Raw genomic sequence first — 12,174 nt, 5'->3', positions numbered from 1 at the left:
CTAAGAATATAATATATAATATAAATATATTCAATATGTTTTTTAGAATGAATAATAAAAAAAGTCTCTTCCGCTATTAACGGAAAAGACTTTGATCAATCTAATGACTCCGGACGGATACCCGATGTTTGGCGAATCACGATTTCTGGCTCAATTAGCACCTTACTAAAGCGTTTTACCTCTCCATTGTCACGAATTACTTCAAGGAGCTTGATTGCCGCTTGGTAACCCATATCCCACTCAAACTGCTTGATATGTGTAAAAATACTAAATTCCTCTACGATGGATGTCGGATCATCAAAACTAACAATGGACACATCCTCAGGCACTCTGAGTCCCGCTTGTTTTGCCATTTGATAAATCTGAACTCCAAGTCTCCCGTTAAGAGAAATATAAGCGGTCACCATCCGGTTACGGATATATCTATATAGCGGATGAGCATCTGCGTCCTTCAAAACAGTGAGGGGTTTAAAATCAGTAATCATATGAGCGGGATTGATAAGTGCTCCTTTATCTTTTAATGCATCGAGGTAACCCTCAATCCGCTCCTGTACAGTAACCGTTTGTAGCGGTGAGTCGGAGCAAATTGCAATATCGCGGTGTCCAAGCTCCCACAAATGTTCTACGGCGAGTCTTGTGCCGCGTCTTCCATCGGCCGCTATATAGTGAGTCTCAATTCCGGGTAAATAGCGGTCGATCAGCATAAATGGATACCCGGATAACTTCATTCCTAGTATTTCCTCGTTATAATTCTCCTCGTCGACCGGAAAGATCAAAAGACCTTCTGCCCCAAGCGCTTTTAACTCCTTGATAGCATCCTTTTCTTTCTCAAGCTTGCCGTGCGTGAGCACAATCATACTACGATACCCTTTTTCATTAAGAGCTTGTTCAATCCCTTCAATGAGCCGGATAGCGAAGTAATCATGGATTGTAGGCATGATTAGACCAATTAAGCGGGAATGTTCAGCACTATCCCGCCCTTTGGTTGTTAGAGTTGAAGGAGTTGTAGGAGGTATTCCCGCTTCGTCCGAAACAAAACTCCCCTTACCTGGTACACGAGCAATCAGTTTCTCGTTAGCCAGACCTGTCAACGCATTGGCAACGGTTATTTTACTCACTTGAAACTGTTCCATCAGCTCTTTCTCCGTTGGTATTCGATCACCTGGCTTCATATTTTCTGAAGCAATCACGTGCCGGATATATTCCTGAATCTGTTGGTACAACGGAATTCGATCGTTAGTATTCATATCATCACATCACCAATTCATGATATTTACAATATATAATATATCCTTACACATACGGGTGCAATAAACAATCTTTTGTCGCCTAATTATGAGGGTCTCATCCGTAAATTCCTTGTTACAAACACTCGTTTATTCTTGAATTACAGGAGGTTTTGTCGAACCTCTTGAATAATTATATATGAATATATTTAATATGTATAGGATAAGGTGTGTATGTAGGTGATTTAGCCGAAAAGGGAGGATCGATAAGTAAAGCACACAGTCCTATATTTGTCCGATATGAAGGAGTGAAATTCGCTATGGCTCGAAGATTCTCGATTCTTTGTTTAGCAATCTTGTGTGCATTTTCATTATCTGGTGTGGCCTCTGCTTCTGAAAAGCAAGCACAGACTGGCAAACCAGAATGGTCAAAAAATCGCGAACTGCCAAGTTTTAATAAACCAAAACATCTAGACGTTGCCGATATTTATGATGCACCGGGCGATATCAAACTGATGATGTCTACCCTCCAGGGAATCGTAAACCGTGAACAGCCCCGTATGTATCTGATTGAATCTCAAGAAGAAGGAAAGTTCACGTGGCTTAAGGATCTAGAGACCCCTTATACACTCCACGATGATTATTGGAAAGTGTTCTCTGCTTATCGTAAAGAAGCTAAAGGCATTATTATATACGATCCGCAAGTACCTGACACAATCAATGTTGCTACTACACTAGCTGGATTGAAAGACGGTGTGGTTGCAAGTCCTGAACTCGCCGTTACATTAACAGGAAAACCTTACAATTTAAAAGTACTAGATGATCTGCGGGGGAAATTTGATGATCGAATGGATGCTTATACTTGGCAGTATGAGAACCTTTGGAAGCAGACAACTCACCGCATGTTGATTGGACTGAGTCCGGAAACTTCGGTCCGTATTCCACCAGGTCTTCCGGAATCTTTTGTTACCATTGCTGAGGATAAAGATCAGGTACGAGATGCAAGCAACCGTCAGACCTATACGTTTGATTTGTCCTCTTACTTGGGTAAGTCTGCGGTATATCTTCGCTTTGATGACGCATTTACACAGGACGGATGGGGGCCCGCTGTTCATGAGGTAAACGTAAAGGCAGATGGGAAAACGATCGCAAGTTTCATTGCAGGCTCAACGGAAGAGCAGGCGTTCCTATATGACGCTCAGAACTCCAAAGTATCTGAGGGCCAGGGCGGACATCGCTTTGCAGATAATGGGAATTATTTTGTATATGATTTCAAAGCACCTACTGGGACAAAACAGCTTACTGCTGAGGTAGACATGTGGAACCAATATAAAATATCAACGGGCAATATTCAGCCTCCATCCGCGCAACAGCGGGAACCATATGGCTACTTGCGTGACTATGCTGTAGCGAACAAAGCGATGGTATTCTGGCTGGATTCTAATATTCCTGAACAAAAAGCGCTATTTGAGAAGATCATGTCTAAAGTCGATTCAGGAACACCTTATCTTGGTTGGTTCAGTAATGACGTTGAGGGCGAGTTTAGTTCCGTTGAGATTGCTTCGCGTTATGGGGTTTATGTACTTGCTGCAGATTGGTTCAGTAATATGACCGTCTTCTCAGGTACAAAGCCGAATTATGCAAAAGTAAAAACACCGAAACAACCGAAACTAGAAAATAAAATATACGTTACTTACACATTTACTGAAGGAGATAACTTCCAGTATAATCAGCATCGCATGCGTGTTATGTGGGATGATCCAAATCGTGGCAAAGTACCGATTAACTGGACTTCAAGCCCACTTCTTCATGAAGGAGCTCCCGCCATCTTAAATTACTACTATAAGACTGCTACTGAGAATGATCTGATCATCGCCGGACCATCCGGCGCAGGGTACTTCTATCCTAATGCATGGCCGGATAACGCATTTAAGGTATTTTTACAGCAGACAGAGAAATACCTTCAGAAAACAGGGATGACCATTCCGTATGTGCTGAACCGGGTAGACAGCCAAAATGTCCCTCTTTCTCCATTCAAAACCGAATCTTATGAGAAAGATTATAACGCTCCGGGTATTTTCCTGAGCTATGAAGACAAATATGGGGTTGAAATTATTGGTGACAGTCTCCCTGTATCCACGATCCGCGGCATTAGTACCGTTCAGGATGGTAAAAATGTGCTTGATGATGCCAAAGCAAATTGGGATGGGAAGTCTCCACTTTTTGTATCCTTAGGGATGCTTGCATGGAATATGACTCCAACCGATGCCTTTGAACTGACTCAACTATTAGGTGAAGATTATAAGGTTGTTCGAGCTGACCACTACTTCTCACTCATCCGTGAAAGTTATGGTCTGCCTAAGAGCAAATAATAACAATCGTTTGTTATCAAATAAAGAAGCAGATATCTCCAGGGTGATGAACTGGACGATGTCTGCTTCTTTTTTAAGGGCTCTCATCTTGCAATCAAGTTGCCTCAAGGGTGATCAGAATTCATTAGCGATCATACTTTCTGCCATTTTCAGAAGTTCCTTTTTACTCAATACATCTTCTTCATTTACCATAATGGTATAAGCCACACTTAATTTGCTATCATACCAAGCGATCACATCTCCTCCAGACTCCTTATTTAGATAAATTGCTTCTACATTTTTCAGCTGTATTTTCTCAGAAGTGGCATTCATCTCCTGCGTTAAGCTTAGTTTTGAACCGTAACTCGCCACGATACTAATAGCTGTGCTGTTCTTACCACTGGATAAGTATAAAAGCGTACTGGAAGCCTTCGTCCAATCTAGCTTTTCGATAAACAAGGGGTCCTCGGTTTTTGATGAATCGGCTTTATCAACCAAACTTTGTTTCAATTGATCATATTTTCTCTTCTCATTTCCGAAAGGCAGAGGTCCTATCGGAGTTATTTGTCCATATGAGAAACTTACGTCTTTGGGAAGGTATTCAGGTTTCTTAAGGAATGGTGCTGATGTTCTATCTTGCTCTCTTTGAAAATCTTCATAGGAATGATAATCGACGGGAAGATATTCATATTTAATCGGATTTACTGTATCATACCCGTTAATTTTATTAATGTAATCGTCCTTAATGTAATACGCAGCAAGCTCACCCGGCATAAGTGTACCCAATACTCTTTTTCTGTACTCCTCTACTTGATTACTCCATTTCAAGGGCATCGATGTCGGCACATCGATTGTTTTAACGACGACTTCCCCTTTCGTATTCAAGATTTGGATATGTCCAGTTGCTGCATACGCAGTAAGCGAGACTAATAATACGGAGGATACAATGAGTGACATTACGGTTCTTCTCTTGAATGAGTGACGACCACTATTTTTTTTATGATGAAGGATTTCAATGTCTTGCATTACTTTAGATGTAACCTCGATGTTTCGAAAATGATGATCAGGAACAGCATGTTTTTTCAACTCTTCGTTTGAATCAACGATGTCTCCCATCGTTCTTCCCCCCCATATGTATGCAGCTTATCTTTTACTTTTTTCTTGATTCGAACTATCTTTTTTCGAATGGCTTCTGGACTTTTACCCGTAATTTCACCAATATCCTTGTAGGTTTTTTCATGAAACACATGCAAAATCAATAAGCTTCTTTCCGCAACAGGAAGACTGGCAAGTGCTCTCGATAAAGGCTCACTAAATGCCCCACGTAAAAATTTTTGCTCAGCACTCTCCTCAAAAAATTGTCCTTTCATCAATCTGCCGATCTTTTCGTACAACTGACGTCTGTGTATCAGATTCACGCAGTGATGATAGGCGATTTTATACAGCCATGCGTTAAAACTAACTTCAGGCTTATAGCTTGAAATTGATTTATAAGCGCTTAGAAAAATGTCCTGAACAGCATCCTCAGCATCCTGATCACTGCCAAGCAGTCGGCAACAATAAATATACATCTGTTGTTGATAATATTTTACGATCGGTATAAATGCTCTTGCTTGTCCAGCCTGAACTTGATGAACATATTCTTCGATGGTCGTCGAGTCAATAATCTTTCCCCTCCTCTTTAGTAACTTGATTACATGAATATCTATATAACAATCCAAGCAACGATAACCGGACACTGTTTTGAATGATGATAAAGAATACGGGAATATAAGATTCATCAATTTTTGCGTGAGCGGTGGTCCAATATCGTGATTTTGATGCTAGAGTGGTGAAGCCCTCTGTTAAAACACATACGATGTCTTGGTTGAGTAAAAGTCTAATGTTACGTATCCGCTGTTGAAGAACTAGTCAGCCATGGCTATATGGTACTCGACTTCCTTAGTCAGGACGAAAGAGAAGAAGTGTTAAAAGATCGGGTACGCGATAAGATCGCGGATAAGGTTACCAACCTCCTCTCTATACAGACCCTGATCCGGAGCCTACTGGAGAAATCCAAAATTGAGCATCCAAGCTATATAGAACGGATTCAACATCTCATCGGTAGCTTCACCAATACCTTAGTTCCTGTTCCTGGCTCGCTTTCGATGCTAATACCATACTCCTCACCGTAATATAACTGGATACGCTCATGGACATTACGTAGGCCATACCCTCCACCCTCGGCATGAATCCAGCCGTTCACCTGCTCTTGGTCCATCCCTTTGCCGTTATCTTGCACCAGAATATGAATCAATTCCGCTTCCACATCGCTTTCCACCCGGATAAGGAGACAACCCTTTTCTTCCTCTCGCTCATCTAAACCGTGAACAATGGCATTCTCTACAATAGGCTGTAGTATAAAATTAATCGTTTCATATTCGTAAGCCTCGTTTGGAATCTCAAATATGATCTGGAACTCTTCTTCATGCATCAGCAGTTGGATATCCAAATAGGCCTTTATGTTGCTGATCTCCTCACTGATCCGGGTAAGATGGTTTCCTTTGTTAAGGCTTGTTCTATAGAAACGGGAAAGACCATTCGCCGCCCGGCTAATATCTTTTGCATCTAACTGAATTGCTCTCCAGTTAATAATAGATAGTGTATTATACAAAAAATGAGGGTTAATCTGAGCTTGTAATGCTTTTAATTCTGCCTCTTTCTCCAAGATCCTAGCTTGATAGACTTCCTCGATCAACTCCCGAACCTTTTTTACCATTTGTGCAAAACTTCGTGTTAGTCCGCCAACCTCGTCTTTTGCCTCCGAGTGAATTGGAATATCAAAATTGCCCCTCTCAACGAGCTGGATATTTTTACGAAGTTTTAAAATGGGCTTCACAAGCGTTCGTGAGAACAGCCATATCATAAACATCAGGATAATGAGGCACAGAATAATAATGGTCCCTGTTGCCTTTAGAATACTATTCGTATTCACCGCAATTCCTGCGGTTGGAATATAATAATAGAAGGTCCATCCCGAGTGAGGCAAAATGCTTTTCGTAAGAAGATAGTCCTCACCTTCCATGCGAAAAACACCTCCAGCCTCGTTCATCATGAGATGAATATCTTCTTGGCTGAGGCCGTTTGCCTCCTGTCCGGCATATACAATTTCACCATCTGGTTTAGTTATGAGGATGCCATACTGCCCCTGGTACACTTGGTCAAGGTTCTCAAAGAGCAGGTCTTCATCCAGACGCACGTATAGTGACCCAGCAAAAGTGACATTGTCACTTTTTTGAATATTATGGGTGGCATAGAGCACATCGTTATCGTAATACCACTGAACATTACGGCTATGCTTCGCCTGCTCATACCATGCCTCGCTCTGTACTTCAGAGCTAGAATATACAAAATTTCCAATCTGCTTACCTGTATAATCTGAATAAAAAATAACTTCACGGAGTTCCTGATTAATGTTCATGTAATACCATAACGTGGGTTCGATATTGTCATTCAGCTCTTTTGTGTAGGAAAACAAATCCGGAAGCTCACTGCCTGTTACTTTTTTGACGATCGGATTATAGGCCATAAAGTCCATAAAGTCTCCGATTTTCTCCATCCGCTGATCCAAATTAAGGGCGGTTTGGCTCACGGTGTGGTTCATTCCCTCAAGCATCTGTTCCTTAAGATATCCCTCGGCACTTATGTACGAGTACATTCCCAGCGAAAGGATAGGGATAATGATCATTATGATGTAACTTAGCATCAGCTTGCGACGGAGCCCGCTATCTCTGAAGTAATGGAATAAACGTTTCATTTGGGAAATCCTGCTCTTTCCCGATATTGTGAAGGAGTTACTCCATAGAAACTTTTAAAAGTCATGCCAAAATAAGAGGGATCAGAAAATCCAACCATTCGGTAGACATCCACAATTTTATAATTGCTCTGATCTAAATACTCTCTTGCCTTTTCCATACGGAACTTATTAATATACTTGACCAAGCTGACGCCTGTTGCTTTTTTAAATATATGACTAAGATAACTGGAGGTAAGATGCACCCTGCCTGCTAAATACTCAAGGCTTAAATCATTAACATACTCTGATGCAATAATACGGAGCACCTCATCCACGGCACGCCCTCTTGACTCTGACTCGTTTTCAAGCCCTCTCCAAGCGCCCTCATTGGGTAAAATATGTTCTTGTTTTTTGATCGCCGCTCCCAGCTGTTGAATGGCTGCATGTAATACTTCCTTGAACTCTGTTTCTTCAATAGGCTTTAACAGGTAGTTTCGAACTTGGAGTGAAATCGCCGTCCGTGCATATTCAAACTCTCCATGTCCACTCAATATAATGACTGCAAGATCTGGAAGGAAAGACTTTGCAGCTTTCACTAATTGGAGACCGTCCATAAAGGGCATCTTGATATCCGAGATGAGTAGATCACAAGGTTGCTCCTTCATCATCTGAAGAGCCTGTTTGCCGTTTTTTGCTTCTCTAATCTCTACTGGCAGCTCACATCGGTGAATTAAAAATTTAATGCCTTCCCTCTCAATATGATCATCATCAGCAATAATAAGTCGGTACATGATGTACTCCTCCCCTTTCGTTTCATTCTATCAAGTGGAATAAAGAATGAATAGAAGAAACCGCTCTCATTTTACTTCTTCCATTGAGAGCGGCTAGTACTACCTATGAAGATATCTTATAAATAAGCAGCAATAATTCGGGGAACCTCCTCCTTAATTGAACCTTTCGGTTCTATAGCGAAGTTACTGTCATACTCACAGGTCCAGTGGTGTTCCCATATGAACCAGTCAGGCTCAATTGGATCCGACTCTGTTAACATAGACTTTCGAAGGGCTTCAAAATACATTTTCCACCTTGGTCCATAGAAACTGCTCAGCAGGCCGGACCACTCTCGGTGGGAATAGTCTTTGAGCACCGTTGCCGATGATTCGGGTCCCCATACGGTTATCAGCGTTCGAGCATTATATTCAAAAAGCCTTTTCTCCTCTTCTGTTCTCCCTTTTGTCCTTGCTGCCTCTAACCAAGGTCCTAGCAAAAACTCCTCCCGAGTCTGAAGTAGTCTATCTTGATCTTCGAGCAGCTTCAGAAACCTTGAAGACTGAACATCAAATTCTAAAATATCTTGAGTAAGGAATGCCTTTATCGTCTGCTCGTGGAATTCACGGGACAGATCTGCTAAACACTGCCTAGTCACATCAACTAGATCGTACAAATAACCTTCCGATGTATTACATATTTCATAAGATTGATAGAGCTGCCGGCATGCCTCACGAACCATCTCCGGTTCATAAGATATTCCTCGCGGACCCCATGTAGATACATTGCGGATTTCTAGTGCAGGACGTGCACATAGTAGTGACTCAGAAGTGCCCTGTTGAACTACACTGCTATTATAGACACTCTTTTCTAGTAAAGCCCATGCTTTGCGCGCACTTACAGGCGCCTTTCCATATCTTCGAGTGATATATCCTGCCAGCCAATCCTCAAGTTCAGGCTCGCTCTCTCTCCATACCATATCGGTTAATAAATCATACATCACCGGATTGGTGCCGATTCCTTCCATAGCGAGTCCAATACCGGACATTTGCCCTGCTGCTGGGTTCTTCCACGCTTTCAGCGGATCACCGGCCACTATTTTCAGATTTCCATACAATCCATTTTTACCACCATAATTCTGAATCATATTCCAGATCCAAGGATGGCCCTGAAAAGCATTCGTCTCTTTCCAAGCAGGTCTAGATTCGCACCAAAGGTCGAGAATTAACGTATGTTCCTGCGCGATTGCTCCGATAAGCTCCGGTTTCGGATTGCCCTCCCATGCTTGAAGTACCCATACAGCCTCAGGGTCATGTTCAAGCAGAGAACGTTCTACCTCCCTCGCATACGCTGCAATATCTAGTCCATCTGCCCGCCCGCCTTCATGGAATGGGTCCATAGAATAATGATGTATATCTGTACCATATAGACGATGCAATTCTTCATAATAGATAGAGGCAGTTTCTGTATATTTCGGATCGGTAGGTAACAAAAGCAGAGGACGGTCAAACCCGCACCACAAGCCTTGGTCTACTGGACTCGACTCCGGGAACTTTTTTTTGAAGTCACGGGGTACCATTCCGCTAAACCCCTGTACCACCGCTTTTATTCCAAGCTCATTCATCCGATTTCTAATTTTTCTAGCAAGCTCTGCCTGTTCATCGTACCACCATAGAGGAAGTGGACCTCCCCATGCAGTGAGATTCTGCATCCATTGCCATGCAAAAAAAGCGGGCCCACATATGTAATCAGATACTGCCTCTTCCGTGTAACCTAGACGAAGCAAAGTACGTCTCCATACTTCTTCTAATCCTGTGACCGTGAGCATTAAATTAATGCCGTTTAGTGACATAAAATCAAGTTCTTGCTCCCAGCGGTTCCAATCCCAGAAGGGCATGGAGTAGGAGTATGTGCAGTAATTTAAATGATATCGAAGCTGGTAGGGTGATCTATGTCGGATAGGGCTATGAAGCATCGGAAGTTCTGCAGGTAGATCCAATCGGCTTCCACACCAGGAGAGGTGATTATGACATTCATGTTTCAAATACCAATTGAATCCTGAAGCCAGTGCACTTTCTGAAGAACCCCGAATGACAATAGAATCATCTATACTTTGTAGCTCAAAAATATCATATCCCTCTGCTGACCCGATCAACTCGAGCTTAAAATTCTCCGATACAGAACCTATCTTACGTTGAATTAATTTTTGTATTGATGAGATACTCATTTCTTCCATCCTCCTTCATCTGCTCTCACTGAGAAGTCATTATCCTTTTAAAGCACCGGCTGCTACACCTTTGATCATATATTTCTGCATAAACAGATAGAAAATCAAAAGCGGAGCTACACCGAGCAGCAACATCGGAAATAGACTGGTCCAGTCTACTGAAAACTGGCCGATATTACGAAACACTTCCAGCAGAATGACGTTGTTCTCACGAGACTGCAGGAACAACAATGGATTCATAAAATCATTCCATACATTTAGAGTGGTGACGATCGCTACCGTTGCAATGACCGGAGTCAGAAGCGGAAAAGCAATTTTCCAAAAGGTTCCCCATACAGAACAACCATCGATAAAAGCTGCCTCTTCGAGCTCAAGTGGCACTGCTGAATGGATGAAACTGTAGAACAGAAAGATTGCGATCACAACGCCACTGCCGATATTAACAACGATAACAGATAATAAACTGTCCATAATCCCAAGCCCCATGATCAGCTTATAAAGACTGACCAAACCCATTTGAAAAGGAACCATCATTCCCGCGAGAAACAAATAAAAAAGAATACGATGGAAGCGATGATTACGGCGTGCCAAACCATATGCAGCCATGGCAGAGAAAATAATGATACAACCTACAGAAGCAACAGTAACCATCAGTGTATTTAAGAGGACATGCGGATATTGCATCACATCCCAAGCTGCTTTGTAATTTGCTAAACTCCAGTTCTCTGGGAGTGACATAGGATGCAGCGTTGCTTCATCCGGAGTCTTAAATGTAGTAACGAAAAGATAATACACAGGGATAAAGAATATAGCAGCCAGGATAATCATCACCAGCTCCACTCCCAGATTCGCCATTCGTCTACAGTGGACTGCCTTGATCATTGGATATTCCTCCCCCACTTACCTAACATTTTCATCATTATCAGTGTTATAAGCATCACTACAGCAAAGAATATTACACCAGATGCGGCCCCTTCATTATAAGCCCCTTCATTAAATGAAGTCTTGATATAGGCAGTCATAATCGTTTGCGTTGAGTTGCCCGGTCCACCGTCGGTTAGAGCCATAATAATATCAAAAACTTTAAGCCCTCCGATCATGGCAGTCACGGCAACTACATTTACCGATGGCTGCAGAAGCGGAAGTGTGACCTTCCAGAACTTCTTCCAAGATGACGCGCCATCAATCTCAGCAGCTTCATACAGATCTTTCGATATTCCTTGAAGATTGGCCAGAAAAATAACCATTGCCCATCCAGTCCACTGCCATAGTTGTGTAATCACTACGGAGTAAAGTGCGAGGTTCGCATCCCCTAGAAAATTGATTTTATCCAAACCTATTGCTGTAAGACCTCTATTAATCAGTCCAAAATCGGACGTTGACATCAAATAGTTCCATAGGAATCCAATCACCAGTGGACTAAATACCGCAGGTAGAAAAAATACGGATCTCAGCAAATTTCGTGTAGCTAATTTACGATCTAGGAATACTGCCAAAATAATTCCGAAAGCTGTCTGAAATACAGTCATCAAAAGGGCATAGATTATTGAGTTTTTAAATCCGGCCATCAATAAATCATTATCAAATACCTTACTGTAGTTCTCAAAACCAATGAAGCTTAGATCCGTCATTTTCGCAACAGAATAATCCGTTACACTATAATAAAACATGGTCAAGAATGGGTAGACACAAAATAAAACATAGAATAAGAGTGCTGGCACAATCAGTACGGAGTATTGTAATTCTCTTCCCATCTTTCGAATCAAATCTATCAACCCCTCTAAAACTAAGGTGCTGCAACTGCCCTTTTGCATGGAGGACAGCTGC

The 12,174-nt window shown here is 42.0% G+C and carries 9 protein-coding genes; 1 reads left to right on the top strand and 8 read right to left on the bottom strand.

Annotated elements, in window-relative coordinates; all coding sequences use genetic code 11:
* Positions 1-95 precede the first annotated feature (95 nt).
* Positions 96-1,247 carry a GntR family transcriptional regulator gene (locus KFT32_RS05395; protein WP_211746111.1) on the bottom strand — a complete coding sequence of 384 codons (1,152 nt, stop codon included), beginning with the start codon at positions 1,245-1,247 and terminating at the stop codon, positions 96-98.
* A gap of 299 nt (positions 1,248-1,546) precedes the next feature.
* On the opposite strand from KFT32_RS05395, the gene KFT32_RS05390 reads away from it, so the two are divergent.
* Positions 1,547-3,598, top strand: a complete 2,052-nt coding sequence (locus KFT32_RS05390; protein WP_211746110.1) for a GxGYxYP domain-containing protein — start codon at positions 1,547-1,549, stop codon at positions 3,596-3,598.
* A 114-nt stretch (positions 3,599-3,712) separates the two neighbouring features.
* On the opposite strand, the gene KFT32_RS05385 is transcribed toward KFT32_RS05390, so the two are convergent.
* The 7 genes from KFT32_RS05385 to KFT32_RS05355 form a co-directional block, all read right to left on the bottom strand.
* Positions 3,713-4,693: a DUF4367 domain-containing protein gene (locus KFT32_RS05385; RefSeq protein WP_211746109.1), complete on the bottom strand. Its 981-nt coding sequence runs from the start codon at positions 4,691-4,693 to the stop codon at positions 3,713-3,715.
* Positions 4,660-5,298, bottom strand: coding sequence for an RNA polymerase sigma factor (locus KFT32_RS05380; protein WP_249435684.1), 639 nt, complete (start codon positions 5,296-5,298; stop codon positions 4,660-4,662). The genes KFT32_RS05385 and KFT32_RS05380 overlap by 34 nt, the downstream gene beginning before the upstream one ends.
* Positions 5,299-5,666: 368 nt before the next feature.
* Positions 5,667-7,373, bottom strand: coding sequence for a sensor histidine kinase (locus KFT32_RS05375; protein WP_211746107.1), 1,707 nt, complete (start codon positions 7,371-7,373; stop codon positions 5,667-5,669).
* Positions 7,370-8,143 (bottom strand): response regulator transcription factor, encoded by a 774-nt coding sequence (locus KFT32_RS05370; protein WP_211746106.1) that lies wholly within the window; start codon positions 8,141-8,143, stop codon positions 7,370-7,372. The genes KFT32_RS05375 and KFT32_RS05370 overlap by 4 nt, the downstream gene beginning before the upstream one ends.
* Positions 8,144-8,259: 116 nt before the next feature.
* Positions 8,260-10,347, bottom strand: coding sequence for an alpha-N-acetylglucosaminidase (locus KFT32_RS05365; RefSeq protein WP_211746105.1), 2,088 nt, complete (start codon positions 10,345-10,347; stop codon positions 8,260-8,262).
* Between the two features lie 39 nt (positions 10,348-10,386).
* The gene (locus tag KFT32_RS05360) at positions 10,387-11,229 is read right to left on the bottom strand and encodes a carbohydrate ABC transporter permease (protein WP_211746104.1); all 843 of its coding nucleotides are present in this window, start codon (positions 11,227-11,229) and stop codon (positions 10,387-10,389) included.
* The gene (locus KFT32_RS05355; RefSeq protein ID WP_249435683.1) at positions 11,226-12,113 is read right to left on the bottom strand and encodes a carbohydrate ABC transporter permease; all 888 of its coding nucleotides are present in this window, start codon (positions 12,111-12,113) and stop codon (positions 11,226-11,228) included. The genes KFT32_RS05360 and KFT32_RS05355 overlap by 4 nt, the downstream gene beginning before the upstream one ends.
* Positions 12,114-12,174 lie beyond the last annotated feature (61 nt).

Origin of the sequence: Paenibacillus sp. Marseille-Q4541, assembly GCF_018310695.1 — a bacterium.
Taxonomy (GTDB): domain Bacteria; phylum Bacillota; class Bacilli; order Paenibacillales; family Paenibacillaceae; genus Paenibacillus.
Note: the sequence above shows the minus strand (reverse complement) of the source record. Positions and strands in the feature narration are given on the sequence as shown.